We start from the raw sequence: 21,190 nt of genomic DNA, 5'->3' as shown, positions 1-21,190 counted from the left end.
CGCCCGGATGAGACGCGCGGCACCGGCCATTCAGACCTGCTTGTTACAATTCGCCACTTTTTCCGGGAACCTCCATGTCCAATCGCACCACAACCAGCCACGATAGCGAGCGCGAACTCTCGCTTGCCACGCTGGCGATCCATGGAGGGCAGTCGCCGGATCCCAGCACCGGCGCGGTGATGCCGCCGATCTACGCGACGTCCACCTATGCGCAGTCCAGCCCGGGCGAGCACCAGGGCTTTGAGTACTCGCGGACCCACAACCCTACGCGTTTCGCCTATGAGCGCTGCGTCGCCGCGCTGGAAGGCGGCACGCGCGCGTTCGCGTTCGCCTCCGGCATGGCCGCCACCTCCACCGTGATGGAATTGCTGGATGCCGGCAGCCATGTGGTGGCGATGGACGACCTGTATGGCGGCACCTTCCGCCTCTTCGAGCGCGTGCGTCGCCGCACCGCCGGCCTGGACTTCAGCTTCGTCGACCTGACCGATCCGGCCGCCTTCGAAGCGACGATCCGCCCCGACACCAAGATGGTGTGGATCGAAACCCCGACCAACCCGATGCTCAAGCTGGTCGATATCGCGGCAATCGCCACGATCGCGCGCACGCACGGCCTGCTGATCGTGGTCGACAACACCTTCGCTTCGCCGATGCTGCAACGCCCGCTAGCGCTGGGCGCCGATATCGTCGTGCACTCGGCCACCAAGTACCTCAACGGCCACTCGGACATGGTCGGCGGCATCGCAGTGGTCGGCGACAACGCAGAACTGGCCGAGCAACTGGCGTTCCTGCAAAACTCCATCGGCGGCGTCCAGGGTCCGTTCGACAGCTTCCTCGCCCTGCGAGGCCTCAAGACCCTGCCGCTGCGCATGCGCGCGCATTGCGAGAACGCGCTGGCGCTGGCCCAGTGGCTGGAAACCCATCCCGCCGTCGAGAAAGTGATCTACCCCGGCCTCGTCTCGCACCCGCAGCACGCGCTCGCCAAACGCCAGATGTCAGGCTTCGGCGGCATCGTCTCGATCGTGCTCAAGGGCGGCTTCGACGCAGCCAAGCGGTTTTGCGAAAAGACCGAACTGTTCACCCTGGCCGAGTCCCTTGGTGGTGTGGAAAGCCTGGTGAACCATCCGGCTGTGATGACCCACGCCTCCATTCCGGTAGAACGCCGCACGAATCTCGGCATCAGCGATGCGCTGGTGCGGCTGAGTGTGGGCGTTGAGGATGTGGGGGATTTGCGGGTGGATTTGGAGCGGGCGCTCGAGGCTTCCGGTTCTCCATGACGGCGTCTCCGCAACGTCAGGGCATCTCTGCTTCCTGGCGAACAGGGCTGGCAGGACTTCACTTGCAGGCATGGGTACGTCAGCAGTCCTGGCTGCAAGGCATCTATCGGTTGTTTCCGCGCAGTTTGCGCGATCGCGTATCGGCAGCTCTGTCCGCCCGCTCCATCGTCCAGACGCGCTTCCAGCGCACGGATGCCTGGGAGCAAGCCCCAACCGGCAACGATGCGTCTTGGCGGGTCGAGAAAGAGAGCGCCCCGCCCACGTTCGATGCGTCAGCGGGAATCAATATCCTTGGCTATATCCGCGGCGAGTTCGGGTTGGCAGAGAGTGCCAGGATGTATGCGCGCGCGCTCATCAATGCAGGGGTTCCAGTGTCGTTGTATGACCTGGAAATAGGGCAGCCACACTCCTGCCAGGACCGGAGCATGGACGGCTTCATTGATCAGCACATGCCGCACCGGGTTACCGTCGTGTTCGTGAATCCTGACTACCTGGAGGCCGCGTTCGAGCACGTCGGTCGCGCGAGAATGAAGGGGCACTACGTGATCGCCTGCTGGTTCTGGGAGCTTGAAGTGGTTCCCCAGAGCTGGCTAGGTGCCATCGCGCTAGTGGACGAGATCATGGTTGCCTCACAGTTCATCGAGAACGCCTTCCGACGCATCACAGACAAGCCGATCATGCGGCTGCCTCTGCCGTTGTCCGACTGCCGCGATAGTGGCCTGCAGAGGCATGACTTCGGGCTGGAAGTCGACAAGTTCGTCTTTCTTTTCACTTTCGACTTTCATTCTTTTGTCACCAGAAAGAATCCCCAAGCCGTTGTGCATGCATTTCAACAGGCATTCCCACGCGACCGTGACGATATTCGTCTCGTTTTGAAGTCAAGCAACGGCCACATGCACCTCGATCAGATGCGTGAACTCCTCACACTTGTGATGGGAGATTCACGGATTCTGTTACGTGACGAGGTGATCGACAAAATGCATGTGCGTGCACTTCAGCGATGCTGCGACGTCTATGTTTCGTTGCATCGTGCTGAAGGTTTCGGACTGGGTCTTGCCGAGTGCATGTCGCTGGGTAAGCCCGTCATTGCTACCGGATGGTCGGGCAATATGGAATTCATGACCGAGAGCAACTCGTGTCTTGTAGAGTACGATTTGGTCTCAGTTGCCGGGCAGTATCCCGATTCGAACGGCGCGCGCTGGGCCGAGCCGCGAATTGAAAGTGCAGCTGATGCCATGCGTCGCCTTGCCGACGATCCAGAGCGCGCGCGCGCGCTGGGCATGGCGGCAAGAGACGATATCCGCTTGCGACTTTCACCAGAGCGTGCGGCGCGACACCTGTTGGCAAGGGTCGCGGAAGTAACCGAAGTAATGGACTGACCGCACAGGCAACATTGTGGCCTTAACCAGGCATGCATCGATTTGCGTGCACCTGCTTCAACAAAGTGCTGAACAATTTCTGAGGTAGCAACGTTGGACATGATCCGGTCCGTATGGGCCTTCCGTTACTTCATCCTGTCGTCGATCAGGAACGATCTGCGTCTCCGTTTTGTGCAGAGCAAGCTGGGCGCATTGTGGATGATCATCCATCCGCTCATGCAGGTACTGATCTTTGCGACGATCCTCTCTGAGGTTCTTGCGGCGAAGCTGCCCGGTGTCAACAACAAGTTTGCTTACGCGCTGTACCTGATGGCCGGAACGCTTTGCTGGACCCTGTTTGCCGAATGCATCGGTAAATGTGCTTCGTTGTTTGTGGATAACGGCAATCTCATGAAGAAGCAGGCCTTTCCGCGGATCTGTCTTCCGCTCATTGCAGGTGGCACCGTTATGGTGAACAACCTTCTGCTGTTCCTGGCGATCTTCATCGTTTTCGCTATTTTGGGGCACACGTTGGGGCCGCAAGCAGCGTGGCTGCCGCTGCTGATGCTGCTGACGCTGGCTTTTGCGATGTCGATCGGACTGCTGCTTGGCGTCTTCAATGTCTTCGTGCGCGACATTGGGCAGGTTGTACCGGTCGTTCTGCAGGCGATGTTCTGGGTGACACCTATCGTCTACACCATCGATATCCTTCCAGAGCAGACGCAGCAATTGTTCAAGCTCAACCCGCTGTTTCCGCTCGTTAGTGCATATCAGCAGGTCCTACTTTACGGGCGCTCTCCCGAGTGGATCGACCTTCTCCCGTTGATGGCGGCGACAGCGGTGCTGGGCGCTTTGTCTCTGGTAGTTTTCCGCCGCGCAAGCGCGGAAATGGTGGATGCACTATGAGCGCAATGTTGACGGTTGAAGGACTGGGGAAATCCTATCGCGTCTGGGGCAGCGAATGGCTGCGTGCCGCCAGCTGGTTCGGTCTGCAGGTCAAGCCACGCGAGGAGCACTGGGTTCTGAGAGACGTCGGTTTTTCGATTGCTGCCGGCGAGTCGATCGGCATCATGGGACGCAATGGTGCCGGCAAAAGCACGCTGCTCAAGCTGATCACGGGAACTTCCCAGCCTACCGAGGGACGAATCGTGCGTCGCGGGCGTATTGCCGCGATCCTGGAACTTGGCATGGGGTTCAATCCTGAGCTCAGTGGGCGGGAGAACGCGCGCCACTCCGCAGGCCTGATGGGATACGCGCGCGATCAGATCGATGCAGTATTGCCACAGATCCAGGATTTCGCTGAGATCGGAGAGTACTTTGATGAACCGGTGCGTACCTATTCCAGCGGCATGCAGGTGCGTGTTGCCTTCGCCGTTGCTACTGCTTTTCGTCCCGACATCCTGATTGTCGACGAGGCATTGTCGGTGGGCGATGCGTACTTCCAGGCCAAATGTTTCAAACGCATCCAGTCATTTAAGGACGAAGGCACGACCCTCATTCTCGTTAGCCATTCGGCGGGTGATATCGTCAAGCATTGCGATCGTGCAATCCTGATCAAGGAAGGCCGGGTTTATGCCGACGGACCCTCCCGCGATGTATCCAATCTTTATCTGGACGAGCTGTTTGGTCAGAAGCCCGCCTCACTCCAGGCCGATACCAAGGACGCGCCGCAGGCGATGGCCGGCGGCAGCGAAGATGTGTTTCACACCCGGCCCTACTACAACGCAAATGAGCACCGTTGGGGACATGGTGGCGCAAGAATCCTCGATTACGTGGTTGTCAGCGAAGGGCAGGAGTTTCCGCCGCGGCTGGAGAGCGGCTCAAGGACGGCGTTCTATGTGAAGATCGCGTTTGACCGCGATTTCGATAATGTTGTTCCAGGCTTTCTCGTAAAAACGCTCGAAGGATTATTTCTGTACGGGACCAACTCCTTCCTGTCCAGTGAGGGAAGAGTAGGCATGGCCGTCAAGGCTGGCGATGTAATCGTCTGCAAGTTCACCATGCCGCTGGACCTGAATGAAGCAAATTATCTGGTGTCGCTGGGCGTGTCCAGTGGCGACCCGCTGACCGAATTGGTGCCATTGGACAGACGTTATGACTCGATCGTGCTCGATGTCGCCAGAGCCATGTTGTTCTGGGGAATGATGGACCTCAAGGCAGATTTCGAGATCGTGGAGGCATCTGCATGAGCCTCTGGCGTTTTCATATCAACTCAAAGATCAAAGAGTCATGACCGAATCAGAAAGTATCAGCGCGCTGGTGACGGCGCTGCCGGAAAAGTACCAGCCGATCTTCGGGCACCCGGAACTTTCGGAGGGAAGCTCAAGGGGGTGCGAAGACAGACTCGTGCTGATTGCCCAATGCGCGAAGCGAATGCAGGACGCGCTTGGACGCCCACTCCGCGTGCTCGACTTCGGCTGTGCTCAGGGTTTTTTCTCCCTGAGCCTGGCCGCCGAAGGCCACCGGGTGCATGGTGTGGATTTCCTTGATCGGAACATTGCGCTGTGCCAAGCGCTTGCTAGCGACAACCCTGCACTTGAAGCCAGCTTCGAACATGCAACGGTCGAGGAAGTGATCGAGCGGCTTGAAGACAGGGAATACGACCTGGTGCTGGGTCTGAGCGTGTTCCACCACCTGGTGCATGCCCAGGGCGTTGAGCGCGTCCGCGGGTTGTGTCAAAAGCTTGCCGATTCCACCGAAGCGGGCATCTTTGAGATGGCCTTGCGCGAGGAGCCGCTCTATTGGGCCGCCTCTTTGCCTAGCGATCCAGCGGAACTGCTGGCTGGCTATTCCTTTACCCGGTTGTTGTCCCGGCAGACGACTCACCTGTCGGCGATCGCGCGGCCGCTGTATTTTGCGAGCAGCAGGCTGTGGTATGTGGACGAGGTCGTTGGGAAATTCAATTCGTGGTCAGGCGAATCGCATGCCCATGGCAGGGGCACCCACCAATACAGCAGGCGCTATTACTTCGGCGACGGCGTGTTTGTGAAGAAGATGACGCTCGGCATGGGCGACCGCGCGGAGATCAATCTCAAGGAGTTCCATAATGAGGTCGATTTTCTTCGAAACCCACCCGACGGTTATCGTGCTCCCCGGCTGATTGCAGCGCTGGATGACCGCTCCGACCTTTTCCTTGCCAGGGAGATGATGAAGGGTCGCCTGCTGTCGGAGCTGATTGACGATGAGACGCTCTACGATGCCGACCGGGTCGTATCGGAACTGTTGGATCAGCTCGTGGCGCTTGAGCGCGCGGGTCTGTATCACAACGATGTGCGCTGCTGGAACGTGCTCATGACCCGGGACGGGGATGCTGTCCTGATTGATTACGGTGCCATTTCTTCCGAAGCGACGGATAGTTCCTGGCTGGACGATCCGCTGCTGGCTTTCCTGATTACTGTGAAGGAGATTCTCGAACGTCACATCGTGCCTACCAGCCCGAGCCGAGAGCCTGCGCTGGACCTGATGTCGCTGCCTTTCCGGTATCGGAATGCATTCATTCGCTTGTTCGGGCGAGCACAGACGCACTGGACCTTCAAGGAGCTACAGGACAATCTGGCGTTGCCGGAGTCGGTATCCGATGAAGTGCCGGAGTGGATGTCGATCTATCAGTACCTGCAGCGATCCCTGCGCACCTACAGCGGATATGTGCGTGCACTGTCTACACAGAGCGAGCACGGACACGCCGCATTAATGGCAAGCGAGTCTTCGCTGGCGCGCGTTCTCGACGACTCGCAGCAGGCACAAGAGAAGCTTGTCGCGCTTCAGGCCGAGATCGAGATGGCGGCTCACCGTTATCACGATCTGGAGGGGAACAGCCTGCGCATGGCCGAGTGGTCCAAGGAACTCGAAGAACACGCGAAAGAGCTCGAGGAGCGTGCGAAAGTCCTGGAAAAAAGCATTGGCCAGTTGAGTGAGCAGGCAGCGGCAATGGAGAGTCGAGCCCTTGAGGCCGAGGCGGGCAGGGACGGGTTCCGCGAACAGGCCGCCGAACTGCAGGCGCACGCTGCAACGTTCGAGGCCAACAACCTGGAGCTCTCCCGTCGCATCACCGAACTTGAGGTTGAGCTGGAAGAACGGCAGCGCGCCCGCGAGCTCGCAGAGTTGTTGGCAGCCGATGTAGGCAGACTGACGGCAGAACGAGACCAGTTGCAGGAAGAAGTGGCTGAAAAGCAGCTGTCCAATGAACGCCTGGAAGGCAAGGTTGTGGAGCTTCAATCCAATGTGGATTCCCTCCTGCAGCGGATTGAGCGCTCCGAAACATCCGGCGAACACGATCGGCGTCGGCTGAATGAGCTGCAGGCCAATCTGTCGCAGCGCAATCAGGACGTGGAAACGTCGCGTGCTCGGATTCGCGAACTTGAGTACATTGTCGGTGGATTAGAGGGGCTCATTGCCGATTTCCATACCAGTCGTTCGTGGCGCGTTACTGCGCCGCTGAGATGGGTGACCACCAAGGTGCTCAGGCGAGATGAACCTTTGGCACAGATGGTGACCAGAAAGACGGAACCGACCAATGCCATCGCTTATGGCGAGGACCTGCCAAGTCCTGCTGATGCTGCGCTGGAGAAGCGGCTGGCCGCGCTCGACCAAATCGGGCGCCGAGTAAGGAAACCCTAGCAGTAATTCACGGAAGTCATCGCAGTGGCAAGGGCAATATCGAAAGGGGACTCAGTTTTGAAAAGAATTATCGTACTTGGCGCGCAGGTGCCGTTTGTTCGCGGAGGCGCCGAGCTCCTCAATGAAGAGTTGGTGCGTCAGATCAATCTGTGGGGCAAGCAGCGCCAGGTCGTCGCTGAGCTGGTGCAACTACCCTATAAGTGGTATCCGGAAACCGAGATCCTCTCTGCGATGCTTTCCTGGCGGCTGCTGGACCTCAGCGAGGCCAACGGGCAGAAGATTGACTTGTGCATCTGCACCAAGTTTCCGACCTACGCTGCGTCGCATGCCAACAAGACGCTGTGGCTTGTGCACCAGCACAGGGTGCTTTACGACCTCGCACATACGCGCTTCGATCAGCCCCATTTGAGCAGCAGGGATTCTGCGGTGCGCGATGCATTGCGTTTGTCGGACAAGGAGATGCTGTCCGACATTGATTCGCGGTTTACAATTTCCCAGACGGTTACTGACCGGCTGAAGCAGTATTGCGGCCTGTCTTCGGAAGTGCTGTATCCGCCGTCCAAGCTGGCGCCACACATCAAGTCGGGCGAATACGGGGATTTCGTACTGTGTATCGGTCGTCTTGAATCGATGAAGCGGCCGGACCTGTTGATCCGGGCAGCCCAGCACGTACCACATGCAAAGGTGGTCATCGCCGGAACCGGTGCAAGCGACTACGCCCGCTCACTGGCCCCGCTGGTGCGCGAGCTGTGCCTGGAAAACAGGGTCGAGCTGGCCGGCTTTATCGAAGATGTCCGCTTGCTCGAGCTGATCGCCAATTGCCGTGCGGTGTTCTATTCGCCAGTCGACGAGGACTATGGTTTCGCGACTCTCGAAAGTTTCGCCGCGCATAAGCCGGTGATTACCGTTGATGACAGCGGCGAAGTGTGCCGTATCGTGAGGTCCACCGGCAGCGGCTGGGTGACCGCTCCGACACCGGAGGCCATTGCCGAGAGCCTGCTGGACTGCTATGCCAAGACACCCGCCCAGCTTCGCGTGCTGGCTGAGGAAGGACATCGCCTCAGCGAGACCATCACCTGGGACCGCGTGATCCGTCACCTCGTGGAGAGCAGGCTTTGAGTGCTCCGTTCCGAGTCGCAATGGTCGGGCCCCAGCCTCCTGATCGGTCCGGCATTGCCGAGTACGCGGCTGGCCTGGTCGACATGTTGCGTGATTGTGGCCTGTCGGTTGAGACGGTCACTGTTGCGGATGTCGAGCAGAAAGGCGCGTCGCAGATCGTTGCCAGTCTGCGCGCGGCAGACGCCGTCGTGTATCAGATGGGAAACCACCCGACGTTCCATGGCTGGATGCTTCCCCTCATGGCAGCCGTGCCCGGAATCGTGCATTTGCATGACCTGGTGCTTCACCATATGGCGGCTGGCGTATTGAGCGATGCGGGGCGACTGGACAGCGCCAGTTACGGTGGCTTGCTGGAAAAGTGGCATTCAACATCGCAGGTCAGAGCCGCAACGGTGGCTCTTCGTATCGGCACGCCGATATGGAGCCGCGCCCAGGTGGTTGATTATCCGCTGCATCAGGTGGCAACCCAGTATGCGACCGAAATGGTCGTGCATTCCCGGTACTCTGCGGACCGGATCGCAAAGGATTTTCCTTGGCTCCCCATCACGGTGGTGCCGCAGCTCTATCCGATAGTGGCACCCCACCGCGTCCGCGGCCGGCTGAATACCATCGCGCTTCTTGGCGGAGGTCAGGTAAACCGCCGCTTTGATTGGGTTGTGCAGGCACTGGCCATGATCGACGAGGCGCTGGACGAGCCGCTCACGCTGGAGATCGCAGGAGATGTCGAGCCTGCGGTGGCGAGCCAGCTTGAGGCGTTGACAGGGCTACGTAACGTTCGATTGATCAACCATGGCCGTGTCGACGACGAAAATTTCTGGAAGGTCTTCGAACGGGCCGACCTGATGATCGCCTTGCGGCAGCCCACCATGGGCGAAGCGTCTGCTGTGGTCTCCAAGGCCATGCAGGCCGGACTTCCGACAATCGTATCCGACCATGGCTGGTATGCCGAGCTTCCCGGATGTGTAAAAAAGATCGTTCCCGACAATGACTGTGTGATCGCGCTGGCGGAACTGCTGCTGCATCTAGCGCAGTATCCCGAGTCGTATGCCCGCTGGGCTGAGGAATGTGCCGATTCGGCAGGACGGCCTTCGTTGGCCCCCATTGCTGCGGCGGAGCAGTATGCGCGGCTATTGCGCACCCATCGCGTCTTCTCCGATTTCCGCGACAGGGTGGCAGACGCGATAGCGAGCATGAGGGTGGACGCCAACTCCCCGCTCGGCAGTGAGCTGCAGCGGATCGACGTTCGCGCCGGCCTGAAGGGGGATCGCTGGGTGGATGCGGCGTTGGCAGTTCTTGACGACCAGAAGCTGGACTCGCATGCGCGGATCACCGGCGAGACGGTCGGGCCGTATCCTTATACAGAGCCCCTGCCTGACACGGCATTCCAGGGTTCCGCGGCTGTTGTTGATGCTGATATCAGCGTCGTGGAGGCCTCGAACGTGATTCCCTTGCGCGTTCAGCTTACCAATGAGGGGGACTTCCCCTGGCTCAGCCCGTCCGACCACACTATCAAGCCCTTTGGAATATATCTGGGCTATTTCTGGCATTCGTCCGACCCTTCGCTGGAGCAGGTCGAGCAGGCCCGTCATTTTCTGGAGGATGTAGTACGCCCGTCGTCATCCGGTATCCATGAGATCATTATCCGTGCGCCTGACGTTCCCGGGGAGTATCAGCTGGAAATTGATCTCGTTCAAGAATCTGTCTGCTGGTTCAAGTACAAGGGCTTCACGCCTGCGCGGGCCAGCGTCCAAGTAGAGGCGGCCTCGCCATGAAAATCTTATCTATCCACAAAAAGTCCCCAATCATGAAAAAAATGAACAAATCCCGTCGTGTCGTTGGTGCAGCTATCGCGCTGGCTGCGGCGATCGCTGTTACTGGCTGCTCCAAATCCCCGAACGACACCGCCCAGCCGGCAGCTGACGCACAGCAGCCTGCTGCTGCGGCGGCGGCTCCGGAAGTTGAAGGCATCTCGGCCCCGATCCCGCAGGATCAAGTAGGCGCCCAATATGCCGTTTCGGCCGAGCCTGTGCTGGTTAGAAACGGTGAGATCCTGAAAGTTGTGGTCAATGTCACCAACACCGGAAAGGTCGCGGTCAACTCGAAAGGCAAGATGCCGGTCAACCTCGCGATCTCGCTGGTTGATGGTGCCGGCGCGATGGTAAAACAGGAGTTCGTGCGCGCTACGCTGCCGCCGCAAGGTATCCCTGCTGGCGGATCTGCTGACGTCGTCGCTGAGGTTCCGGCCCAGGCCGTGGCAGGCAACACGCTGCGCTTCGGTCTCGTACAGGAGGCGGTCGCATGGTACAGCGACTACAAGATCCAGCCGTTGGACTACGGCCCGTTTAATAGCTGCGAAGATCAGGGCAAGCCGACCCTTTGCGGCAAAGATGGAAAGCCGCTCACTATGCAGTGACGGTGACGCCATCGACGCGAGCCTGCTGCGCTAGGCTTGGAACTGGAACTATTTCGTAAATAAGAGACTGTGTTAATGAAGACTGCGTTGATTACTGGAATCTCTGGTCAGGACGGGGCTTACCTGGCCCAATTGCTCCTGGACAAGGGGTATCGTGTGTTCGGCACCTATCGCCGAACGAGTTCCGTCAATTTCTGGCGGATCGAGGAGCTGGGAATCGCAGCCCACCCGAACCTTCATCTGATCGAATACGATTTGACCGATCTGGGTTCAAGCATCCGCATGCTTGAAAGCGCTGGCGCCACAGAGGTCTACAATCTGGCTGCTCAGAGTTTCGTCGGTGTGTCGTTCGACCAGCCGACGACTACCGCGCAGATTACCGGTATCGGTCCGGTTCACCTGCTCGAAGCGATCCGCCAGGTTAATCGGGATATTCGTTTTTACCAGGCGTCGACTTCGGAAATGTTCGGCAAGGTGCAGGCGGTTCCGCAGATCGAGACCACGCCGTTCTATCCGCGTAGTCCTTATGGCGTGGCCAAGCTTTATGCGCACTGGATGACCGTTAATTACCGCGAAAGCTACGACATCTTCGGTTCGAGCGGCATCTTGTTCAATCACGAAAGCCCACTGCGTGGACGCGAGTTCGTGACGCGCAAGATCACCGACTCCGTCGCGAAGATCAAACTCGGCCTGCTGGACTGCATGGAGCTGGGTAATCTCGACGCGAAGCGGGATTGGGGTTTTGCACGCGAGTATGTCGAAGGAATGTGGCGGATGCTTCAGGCAGACGAGCCGGACACCTTTGTGCTTGCGACGAATCGCACCGAGACCGTGCGTGATTTTGTCAGCATGGCGTTCAAGGGCGCCGGGATCGATGTCGAGTTCCGCAACAGTGATGTGGACGAGATTGCTGTGGATGTGCAGACGGGTAAGACGGTGATGAAAATCAATCCGAAGTTCCATCGTCCTGCCGAGGTGGAATTACTCATCGGCAATCCAGAAAAGGCCGAGCGCGTACTGGGCTGGCGTCCTGAGACGAGCCTGGAGTCGCTTTGCCAAATGATGGTGGAAGCAGATCTGAAAAGGAACGAACGTGGTGCTTCCTTCTGATATTGCTGGAAAGCGGGTATTGGTCACTGGCGCGTCCGGTTTTACCGGCCGCTATGTGGCCGATGAACTAAAAAACCTGGGCTGCGAAGTGCTGGGGCTTGGCGGGTCTGATCAGCCCGCACCGCGCTGGGCCAGCGCCTTGGCGCCGGTCGACCGTCATTACCAGGCCGACCTGCGTGATCAGGATGCTTTGCGTGAGGTGCTGAAAGAGACTTCTCCGGACATCATCATTCACTTGGCCGCGCTTGCATTCGTGGGGCATGGTAGTGCGGATGATTTTTACAATGTAAATCTCGTGGGTACGCGGCACTTGCTGCAGGCAGTGGACGAGGCTGCAATCTCTCCCGGGCGCCTGCTAATCGCCAGCAGTGCCAACGTGTATGGCAACTCCTCGGAGGGACGCCTGGACGAGTCTGTAGCCCCCGCGCCGGCAAACGATTACGCCATCAGCAAACTGAGCATGGAGTACGTGATTCGGCTTTGGCAGAGTCGGTTGCCTGTCATCGTGGTCCGGCCGTTCAACTATACCGGCAGGGGGCAATCGGAAAACTTCCTGATTCCCAAGATCGTCTCGCACTTTGTCAGGCGCGAGTCGCGGATCGAGCTGGGAAATCTGGATGTGTCGCGCGATTTCGGCGACGTCAGGGCGGTGGCATCCGCCTACGGCAAGCTGTTGCAGTCATCCGATGCCATCGGTCGTACGGTCAATGTGTGTTCCGGAACGGCTTATTCCCTTCGGGAAGTGATTGACCTGTGCACGCAGATCACTGGCCACTCGTTGGAAGTCTCGGTGAATCCGAAGTTCGTCCGTAGCAATGAAGTCAAGATGCTATGCGGCGATAACCGGTTGCTGCAGGAACTTGCAGGAAGTTGGACGTCTCCGCCGCTGCGCAAAACCCTGGAATGGATGCTGGAAGAGGGCTGAGCGAAGCTCGGCAGCTTGCTGGGCTTGGTGATCTATCTGCGCGTATGTACGGTGCCGACGCAGAGAAGCTTGAAGTACGATGATTGATGCGGCCAGATGGCCTGCGTCACGTTGAGTCTGACGTGACGCAGGCTTGTTGATTGGTCGGCAGGCATACGACCAAGTGGTTGACCTGGAAATTGAATGACTCCACCGCGCGCGCTGTTAGCCACGTTAAGAGGCGCCCAACAACTACATCTAGTGAGTCAGGTGCAAGTGCACTTGGTGGCTTGCCCAACCATGGCCAACGGCTGCTAGGGCGTGCGGGCTGCCAGCTGCAAAGACCTGAGTGAGATGCCCAGAGTACGCGTGTCCGAAGACAGTCCAAGTTCAACTGGGGAGGCGGGGCGATCGTAGTGCAGTTCGACCCTGACCTCATCGCCAGCCGCCAACGTTGGCAAGGCAATGCTGATCTGCTGCGGCTCTGGCGCGGATGCTGTCAGCGTTTGATTCTGCCAGTTTCCGCCATTGACGCGAATGCTGACCTCCATGGATTGGCGTTGCGGAGCCCATAGGCCGCCAACCTGCAAGACAAGCTGGGTGCCCGCTGCCGCCGATTTCTCGATTCGCACCAAAAGCCCCGAATCTTCGCCGATAGACCAGACTCCGAATGGTTCATCGCTGGACCAGCCATTTGTCAAAAAGGGCCGCAAACCAGCAGGACCTACTGTCTTACCTGCCGAAAGCATGGCGGGTTTCATCGAAGCGGCATCCAGGGAAGACTCGGTCTCCCTCGCCGTACAGCCAGGAAGTAACACGTATAAGACGGCAGCCAGCACGGCAACCCTAACACCGTGGTTTGCGGTAATCATTTTGAATCCTGGCGGCTAATGGTGTGGGAAGGAGCGCGCATGTCTTTCAGTTGGCCGACTCTATTGGCGCGACCTTGATCCAATCGAAAGCCATACCGATTCCGTAGGAGTGATTATCGACGGCGAGCAGGAAGGTAGCCCGATTGTCGCCATTCTTCAGGAAGGACGAGGGCAATTCCCCATAAAATTCATTGGCATTGATCCAACGTAGTGGGATCACATGGTCGTTCACTGAAACGGCGAGCTGCTCGGGGTGTATCCCGGGCGCAATGGCCCTGACCTTTCCGCGAACCCGATATGTCCCGCCAGCAGGTTTGAGGCGGAATTGAAGCCACGGATTCTCCACCACGTTCCACGAGAACGAAGCCCGTTCTGCGGAACCTTCGGATTGCCACTGGGCATCCTGCCAACCTCGACCGGGTGCAGGCACATCCAAGTTCCACCAGCGGCCGAAATCCCACCTGAAGCTGGTCTCTTGGTCCCTGTGGCGGAACTGATCGAAAGCCAGAAGCCAGGGGGACGGAGCGAGCATGGCGCGATAACGTCGCGAAACGGTGTCGTTGCGCAAGGAAAGCTCGTCTTTACGTGCACTGGCCAGAGGCACGATGCCGTTTTCGGGAATGCGTACGACCTGCGTCGTGCTCTTGTCTGCGCGATACATAACGCTTTGCGGCGGCGACGTATAGCCGGGCCCATCAACGGTTGCGCCTGAGCTGAACTCCCAGTGGTCCGGGTACTCGGCACATTGGCCGGTGCGACCTCTTTCATCCGTGCGTTGCCAGTCGTTCTCAGGCTGATTGCAGATCTGTACCCGGTTGATCGGCTTCCCGTACAAGTACGTCAGCGCGTTCATCATGTTTTCCCGGAGCATCCACACGCTATTGATCCGGTGGGAGCCATCGAGAATGAGGAGGTCGCGCTCGTTGGCAATGTCCGGCAGGCTTACCGCCACGTTCTTGAGGACCTCGCGCTCTGTATCGGAGATCTGTTCGTAGTGATGGAACTGGAACATCTGCGCCGCCATGCCCAATACGATCAGCACGGTTCCCAACAGCACCGCCAAGGTTCGACGCCCTCCAGAGAAGAGCATGACCAGAGCCACAGTTGCTAGTGCCCCGCCTGGCGTAGCGAAAAGGAAGGTGCGTTGACTGATGCTGGTATGCGCTGGAGACGCAAGAAAGGGAAGATAACCGACGGCAGCAAACACCACGCCAGTGAAGAGCACCCGCAGCGACCAGAGTACGCCGATGTGCTTTCCCGACGTTGGCGTTGACGCAGGCTCGCGCACGTAGCGGAGCAGAGCCACTGCCATCAACGCAATGGCTGAGAGATACCAGAAGCTACGGTACTCGACGAAGAGAATCCGCGCCGCGTCGATCCAGCCGCCCACCACGCTGCGCCCGATGCCCGTGTAGAACATCACGTGGGCGCGTTCCTTGAGCAGGGCAATACCACCCGCCTGACCCTTCAACACGTCACCCTGGTAGGTCGAGCCGTGTTTGGCAACGTAGTAGATGTAAGCCGCACAAGCCAGGACGCCGATGCACCAGACCAGCGAAACGTGCCAGCGGCGTAACAGCACCCGGATCGTCTCCACCAACCCCAACCGACACCACAGCAACAGCAGGGGCAAGATTGCGTATGCCAACGCCAACTCGTAGATCAGCGTGGCGACGACGAGCATGGCGGTGGACAGCAGCGACAACAGGATCGCTTTGGTCCTGCTGGCCATCCGTTCACTTTCATATGCATGCACGATCCCGATCACGCCGGCCAAGGCCAACCCGACAGACCAGTTGATATGGAAGGAGCGGAACGACAGCTGCATCGTATCGGCGGGATAGATGACCACCAGCAGCGCCAATAACACGGCATAGAGCCGCGAGCGCAGTAGCCACCACCCCATGATTCCGCCGCAAACGCCCTTTAACACCAAGGCCAGCATCTGCAGTAGATGCATGGCGAAAAAGGAATTGGGCGATAGTTGGTACGCGATCGCATTCGGCAACAGCATGAGAGGCCGCATGCGGTGAGTGGGAAGCGGCCCGCCCTCGCCAACAACGTAGAACACGCCGTGGCGAGTGAACAGGCTCAGAAGATCCCATTCCTCGATATGCCCCATCATGTTGAAGCCGAAGGGAAGCCAAAGCAGCATGACGATCGCTATGGAGCAAGCGATGAACAGCATGGTGCGTTGGGAAACGTCGTTGCGGTTAAGGAGGTTGGACATTCGATGGCTTGTTTGGCTGCAGTTGCGGCGTAGGTTGGATTTAGACGTGATCGCGACGTCGGTCCCGGTTGAAGACCCAGAAATTCATCACGAGAAATACCACGACAGGCACGACGACGGCCGAGAACGCAATGCCCCACGCGTAATGCAAGTGCAGACTGTTCACAGCCACGCCCATCCCGATGATGGACAAGGCAAGGTTGAAGCTGTGCAGCAAAATGAAGCGCAAGCCTTCCGAGCTCAGATGGCCAGAGGAGACGAACGTGAAGCTGCGGTGCACGACGAAATTGATTGGCACCAACACCAGGTAGCAGAGCGCCGTCGCCATGGTCGGCTGCATGCCGAGCTTTGATACAGCCAACCAGGTGAGCGCACTGAAGGCCACGGTACTGGCGCCGCCAACGATGCAAAAGCGCAAAAAGCGTGCGGCCAGGGCGCGGTGGCGCTGCGGTATCACTGCACGTTCTCTTGCTCTTGGCCTACGTTGAGCTGCTGGCCCTTTATGTATTGGGGGCGATTGCTGACGTTCAGCAGCACGCGCCCCACATATTCGCCCACCACGCCCAGCGCGAGTAGCTGGATGCCGCCCATGATCAATACCGCGACGATCAATGAGGTCCAGCCGATGACGGTGTGCGGCCAAAGCAGCTTTTGCAAGATCAGCACGATGGCGCACAGGAAGCCGAGGCCGGAAGAGACGATTCCTGTCAGCGACGCGACCCGTAATGGCGTTATCGAGAAGCTCGTGGCCATCTGCATCCACAGCGAGATTGATTTGCGCAGGCTGTATCCAGACTTGCCGTCGCTTCGGGCGTGGTGCTCCGCTTCTATGGTGGTGATATTGCTGGTGCTCTGGACGATAAGCCCATCGACATAGACGAAGGGGCCACCGTAGCGCAATATTTCGTCACGTACTTCGCTGATCAAGCCGCGAAATGGCGAAAGATAGAGCCCGCGAGGTTTGGCAAGCAGCCACGAAGCCATGCGGTCGTTGAACTGGCTGCCGAGGCGCTTCCAGAGAGCGTGTCGCCGGCTTTTGAACTGCACGTAGCAAACATCCGCTCCATTGCGCAGCTCTGCCACTACGCGCCCGATGTCGGAGGGCGAGTGCTGCAGATCGTCATCCATGGTGACGATGTAACGGCCGCGTGCCACACCGAATCCGGCCATTAACGCATTGTGCTGCCCCGCGTTCTTGCGCAGCCGGACTCCCTTCAACCAGGGCCGGGAGGCGCACAGGGCTGTTATGACCTGCCAGGAACTATCCGGGCTGCAGTCGTACACCAATACAACTTCGAACTCCTCGGTGAGCGCAGTCAGCGACTCCTCGAGTTTCTCGGCAAGCGTGGGCAGGATGGTGGCGCTGCCATAGACCGGGATGACGACGGAAATATCAGGTTGCATCGCTCGTTCCGTAGTATTTGCGGATCAGCCTGGCGATGTATCCGGGGGAGGAATCAATGCCGGTGGCAGTTGCATAACGAACAAACGGCGCCGAATCAGGTGTGGCACCGCCGCCTCGGTCCACAAAGTCGATGGTTGCCTTCTTGCCCAGCGTGGCCTCCAGCATCGAGACCAGCTCGAGCAGGGTGACGTTTTCTGGCGGAGCCAGATCCAGCACGGCATTGCTCTCGAGGCGATTCTCAACCAGATGAAGGGTCAATCGGGCGACATCTTCCACGTCGATCAGGCAGCGTACTGCCTTGACCCAGATGCGCAACGGTTCTGCGTTGCGGATACCACTGGCGAGATAGTTGGACAGGGTGTGAGGGTTGTCGGTGCGTCCCACGACTTGAGGCAGGCGCAGAATCAGAGACTCGTCCCGTTCTGCGATCAGCTGTTCCATTTTCAGCTTGTGACGGACGTAATGGGTTTCGGCACGGTCGGGGTCTGTCACGCTGCAGGTGCTGAAGTAGACGAACCGGCCCCGCGCGTCGTCCAGGGCCTTGACCAGCAGACGTGCTTCCCTTTCGAATGCCGCAGGATCGGTCTCAGATGAATTGGACACCCCGGAGGCGAATACCGTGGCGTTGAGCTCAGCGAGCCTATCTGCTGCGAAGGATCTGGCCAGCAGGCCATTACCGATGATCACTTAATTACCACTTCCCATTTATCGACTTTGTCCTTACACAGCGCCGGACAACTACAAGGCCGCCAGCGCTATACGATCGTCCGGGCCAGCACTCGCTCCGACCGTAGCGCGCGCCCATCAGGCATGAAAGCGGCAAGCAGTGCCACCGCCACGTTGACGGCGCAGTATACCGTCCACTGTGGCGGCCGTCGTAACCCTGCGCGTTGCCATTAGCCCAAAGCCTTTTCCAGCTCCGGCAACAACGTAAAGAGATCCCCCACCAGCCCGATATCTGCAATCTCGAAGATCGGCGACTCCGGGTCCTTGTTGATCGCCACGATCGTCCCTGCGTCCTTGATGCCGGTCAGATGCTGGATCGCGCCGCTGATGCCGATCGCCACGTACAGTTCGGGGGCGATGATCTTGCCAGTCTGGCCGACCTGCAGTTCGTTCGGCACGTAGCCGGCGTCCACGGCGGCGCGCGAGGCACCCACGGCGGCGCCGAGTTTGTCGGCCAGGCTGTAGATGTGCTGGAAGTTCTCGGCCGAGCCGACGCCGCGGCCGCCGGAGACCACGCGCTTGGCGCTCTGCAGGTCGGGGCGATCGGAGCTGCCTGCGGCCAGGCCGACGAAGCGGGTGTGGGTCGGCAGCGCGGCATCGACAGTGACTGCCTCGACCGTCGCACTGCCGCCGGCTGCCGCTTCCGGCCACGAAGCGCTGCGCACGGTTGCAACTACGATCTGGTCAGCCGGCGCTTTCACTGTGATGATCGCGTTGCCGGCGTAGATCGGGCGCTTGAAGGTGTAGGCATCTTCGACCGACATCAGGTCGGAGATCTGGTTCACGCCCAGCAGCGCGGCCACCACCGGCATCAGATCCTTGCCGAAGGTCGTGGAGGGGCCGAACACATGGCTGTAGCCCTGGCAGGCGAGCTGTGCGATCTGCGGCCCAAGCACCTGGGCGACGGCGTGTTCGTTGGCGGCGTTCGTCACCGTCAGTACGCGTGCGACGCCTGCCAGCCGCGCGGCCTGGGCGGCAACCGCAGCCGGATCGGCCGCCAAGACGACGATGTCGATGGACTCGGCCGACACCGCCAGCGCAGCGCTGAGGGTCTTGGCGGTGGCCGAATTGAGCTGGCCGTTGAGATGTTCTGCGACGACGAGGATCTTGGCCATTACAACAACCCCTTTTGCTTGAGTGCGGCCACCAGTTCGGCGGCGTCCTTGACCATCACGCCACGGCTGCGCTTGGACGGCGCGGCGTAGTGGGTGGTGCTGAGGCTGTCGTGCACATCGACGCCGAGGTCGGCAAAGGCCAACGTTTCCAGCGGCTTGCTCTTGGCCTTCATGATGTCAGGCAACTTGATGAAGCGCGGCTCGTTCAGGCGCAGGTCGGTGGTGATCACCGCCGGCAGATCCACTTCCAGCGTTTCCAGGCCGGCGTCGACCTCACGGGTCACGGTGGCCTTGCCATCGGCGACCACCAGCTTGCCGGCGAAGGTCGCCTGCGGACGGCCCCACAGCGTGGCGAGCATCTGACCGGTCTGATTGGCATCGTCGTCGATCGCCTGCTTGCCCAGGATGACCAGGTCCGGCTGTTCCTTCTCGACCAGCTTGAGCAAGGTGCGCGCTGCGGTCAGCGGCTGGATCGCAGCGTCGGTGACCACGTGGATGGCCCGGTTGGCGCCCATGGCCAGACCGTTGCGCAGATGCGCGGCCGCGTCGGCCGGTGCCAGGGTGGCGACTACCACCTCGGTGGCGATGCCGGCATCGCGCAGGCGCAACGCCTCTTCCAGGGCGATTTCGTCAAACGGGTTCGGCGAGAGCTTGACGCCGTCGGTGACCACGCCGGAGCCATCCGGCTTGACCTGAATGCGGACGTTGTAGTCCACCACGCGCTTGTAGGCGACGAGGATTTTCATCGTGTACGAGATCCTTCAGCTGTTGCGGGAAGGCCCGGCCGCGGCGGCAGGCTCGGGAGTGCCGCCATTCTAACCGGGGAGGGCGCACCATGCGATGGCGTATGGATGCTGCGCTGCGGCAGTCAGACACAGCGATGTGGGCGATGCTTAAGCTCGGTCTTGCCCGGACCATATATCCTGTGTGGTTTGAAAATGCAGCGCGGGTGCGCGCGACCAGGAGGGGTAGACAGTGGCGACTTGGCTAGTAACCGGCGGGGCCGGCTTTATCGGCGGAAATTTTGTCCTTGAGGCGGTCGCGCGCGGGATCCGCGTAATCAACCTCGACGCGCTCACCTATGCGGGGAACCTGAACACGCTGGCGTCGCTGGAAGGCAATGCCGACCATGTCTTCGTCAAGGGCGACATCGGTGACGGCGCGCTCGTGACTCGCCTACTGCAGGAACATCAGCCGGACGCGGTGCTGAACTTCGCGGCCGAAAGCCATGTCGATCGTTCGATCGAAGGCCCTGGCGCCTTCATCCAGACCAACGTGGTCGGCACTTTGGCCCTGCTTGAGGCAGTGCGCGACTATTGGAAAGCGTTGCCGGATACGCGCCGTGATGCGGTCCGCTTCCTGCATGTGTCCACCGACGAGGTCTATGGCACGCTGGGTGAGACCGGCAAGTTCACCGAAACCACGCCCTACGCCCCGAACTCGCCGTACTCGGCCTCCAAGGCAGCATCGGATCACTTGGTGCGCGCGTTCCACCACACCTACGGGCTGCCGGTGCTGACCACCAACTGCTCGAACAACTACGGTCCGTACCACTTCCCCGAAAAACTCATTCCATTGGTCATTGCCAAGGCGCTAGCCGGCGAGCCGCTACCGGTGTACGGAGACGGCAAGCAGGTGCGCGACTGGCTGTTCGTCAGCGATCATTGCGAAGCGATCCGCACCGTGCTGACCAAGGGCCGGGTCGGCGAGACCTACAACGTGGGCGGCAATTCCGAGCGCCAGAACATCGAAGTCGTGCAGGCGATCTGCGCACTGCTGGATCAGCATCGTCCGCGCGAAGACGGCAAGCCGCGCGCCAGCCAGATCACCTATGTCACTGACCGTCCCGGGCACGACCGGCGGTATGCAATCGATGCGTCCAAGTTGAAGGACGAGCTGGGCTGGGAGCCGGCGTACACCTTCGAGCAGGGCATCGCGCAGACGGTGGAGTGGTACCTGACCAACCAGGCGTGGGTGCAGGGCGTGCTGGATGGCAGTTATCGTCTGGAACGGATCGGCGCCGCGGCATAACGCGCGTCCCTTGCAA

General features: G+C 59.7%; 18 protein-coding genes. 11 read left to right on the top strand and 7 right to left on the bottom strand.

Annotated features, from left to right (window positions below):
* Positions 1–74: 74 nt before the first annotated feature.
* The 10 genes from AC1PLU_RS19265 to AC1PLU_RS19220 all read left to right on the top strand — a co-directional run bounded on the left by AC1PLU_RS19265 (position 75) and on the right by AC1PLU_RS19220 (position 12,816).
* On the top strand, positions 75–1,274 hold the full coding sequence (locus tag AC1PLU_RS19265) for a cystathionine gamma-synthase (RefSeq protein ID WP_481106992.1): 1,200 nt from the start codon (positions 75–77) through the stop codon (positions 1,272–1,274).
* Positions 1,271–2,653, top strand: coding sequence for a glycosyltransferase family 4 protein (locus tag AC1PLU_RS19260; protein WP_481106991.1), 1,383 nt, complete (start codon positions 1,271–1,273; stop codon positions 2,651–2,653). The genes AC1PLU_RS19265 and AC1PLU_RS19260 overlap by 4 nt, the downstream gene beginning before the upstream one ends.
* 99 nt (positions 2,654–2,752) lie before the next feature.
* A complete protein-coding gene (locus AC1PLU_RS19255; RefSeq protein WP_023902501.1) occupies positions 2,753–3,538 on the top strand; it encodes an ABC transporter permease in 786 nt (261 codons plus the stop codon).
* Positions 3,535–4,821 (top strand): ABC transporter ATP-binding protein, encoded by a 1,287-nt coding sequence (locus AC1PLU_RS19250; RefSeq protein WP_023902502.1) that lies wholly within the window; start codon positions 3,535–3,537, stop codon positions 4,819–4,821. The genes AC1PLU_RS19255 and AC1PLU_RS19250 overlap by 4 nt, the downstream gene beginning before the upstream one ends.
* A gap of 40 nt (positions 4,822–4,861) precedes the next feature.
* A complete protein-coding gene (locus AC1PLU_RS19245; protein ID WP_481106990.1) occupies positions 4,862–7,249 on the top strand; it encodes a methyltransferase domain-containing protein in 2,388 nt (795 codons plus the stop codon).
* A gap of 57 nt (positions 7,250–7,306) precedes the next feature.
* Entirely contained in the window at positions 7,307–8,368 is a 1,062-nt protein-coding gene (locus AC1PLU_RS19240; RefSeq protein WP_481106989.1) for a glycosyltransferase family 4 protein, read from the top strand.
* A gap of 20 nt (positions 8,369–8,388) precedes the next feature.
* Positions 8,389–10,140: a glycosyltransferase gene (locus tag AC1PLU_RS19235; RefSeq protein ID WP_023902505.1), complete on the top strand. Its 1,752-nt coding sequence runs from the start codon at positions 8,389–8,391 to the stop codon at positions 10,138–10,140.
* Positions 10,137–10,781: a hypothetical protein gene (locus AC1PLU_RS19230; RefSeq protein ID WP_023902506.1), complete on the top strand. Its 645-nt coding sequence runs from the start codon at positions 10,137–10,139 to the stop codon at positions 10,779–10,781. The genes AC1PLU_RS19235 and AC1PLU_RS19230 overlap by 4 nt, the downstream gene beginning before the upstream one ends.
* A gap of 75 nt (positions 10,782–10,856) precedes the next feature.
* Positions 10,857–11,891 (top strand): GDP-mannose 4,6-dehydratase, encoded by a 1,035-nt coding sequence (gene gmd, locus AC1PLU_RS19225; protein WP_002814017.1) that lies wholly within the window; start codon positions 10,857–10,859, stop codon positions 11,889–11,891.
* Positions 11,875–12,816 carry an NAD-dependent epimerase/dehydratase family protein gene (locus tag AC1PLU_RS19220; protein WP_481106988.1) on the top strand — a complete coding sequence of 314 codons (942 nt, stop codon included), beginning with the start codon at positions 11,875–11,877 and terminating at the stop codon, positions 12,814–12,816. Before gmd ends, AC1PLU_RS19220 begins: the two co-directional genes overlap by 17 nt.
* A gap of 293 nt (positions 12,817–13,109) precedes the next feature.
* Here the strand turns inward: AC1PLU_RS19220 and AC1PLU_RS19215 are convergent, their stop codons facing one another.
* From AC1PLU_RS19215 to AC1PLU_RS19185, 7 genes are all read right to left on the bottom strand, one after another.
* Positions 13,110–13,667, bottom strand: a complete 558-nt coding sequence (locus AC1PLU_RS19215) for a hypothetical protein (protein WP_481106987.1) — start codon at positions 13,665–13,667, stop codon at positions 13,110–13,112.
* 46 nt (positions 13,668–13,713) lie between these two features.
* Positions 13,714–15,897 carry a hypothetical protein gene (locus tag AC1PLU_RS19210; RefSeq protein ID WP_481106986.1) on the bottom strand — a complete coding sequence of 728 codons (2,184 nt, stop codon included), beginning with the start codon at positions 15,895–15,897 and terminating at the stop codon, positions 13,714–13,716.
* Positions 15,898–15,937: 40 nt separating this feature from the next.
* Positions 15,938–16,354, bottom strand: a complete 417-nt coding sequence (locus AC1PLU_RS19205; protein ID WP_481106985.1) for a GtrA family protein — start codon at positions 16,352–16,354, stop codon at positions 15,938–15,940.
* A complete protein-coding gene (locus tag AC1PLU_RS19200) occupies positions 16,351–17,301 on the bottom strand; it encodes a glycosyltransferase family 2 protein (RefSeq protein WP_481106984.1) in 951 nt (316 codons plus the stop codon). The genes AC1PLU_RS19205 and AC1PLU_RS19200 overlap by 4 nt, the downstream gene beginning before the upstream one ends.
* The gene (locus tag AC1PLU_RS19195; protein ID WP_023902511.1) at positions 17,291–17,989 is read right to left on the bottom strand and encodes an NAD-dependent epimerase/dehydratase family protein; all 699 of its coding nucleotides are present in this window, start codon (positions 17,987–17,989) and stop codon (positions 17,291–17,293) included. The genes AC1PLU_RS19200 and AC1PLU_RS19195 overlap by 11 nt, the downstream gene beginning before the upstream one ends.
* A gap of 209 nt (positions 17,990–18,198) precedes the next feature.
* A complete protein-coding gene (locus tag AC1PLU_RS19190; RefSeq protein ID WP_481106983.1) occupies positions 18,199–19,143 on the bottom strand; it encodes an electron transfer flavoprotein subunit alpha/FixB family protein in 945 nt (314 codons plus the stop codon).
* Positions 19,143–19,889, bottom strand: coding sequence for an electron transfer flavoprotein subunit beta/FixA family protein (locus tag AC1PLU_RS19185; RefSeq protein ID WP_481106982.1), 747 nt, complete (start codon positions 19,887–19,889; stop codon positions 19,143–19,145). The genes AC1PLU_RS19190 and AC1PLU_RS19185 overlap by 1 nt, the downstream gene beginning before the upstream one ends.
* A 229-nt stretch (positions 19,890–20,118) precedes the next feature.
* Here AC1PLU_RS19185 and rfbB point away from each other — a divergent pair, with 229 nt between their 5' ends.
* A complete protein-coding gene (gene rfbB, locus AC1PLU_RS19180; protein WP_481093567.1) occupies positions 20,119–21,174 on the top strand; it encodes a dTDP-glucose 4,6-dehydratase in 1,056 nt (351 codons plus the stop codon).
* The last annotated feature ends 16 nt before the right edge of the window (positions 21,175–21,190 follow it).

It is taken from the genome of Xanthomonas sp. NCPPB 2933, assembly GCF_056725225.1.
The sequence above is the reverse complement of the archived record's forward strand: the minus strand, read 5'-3'. Positions and strand labels throughout refer to the sequence as shown.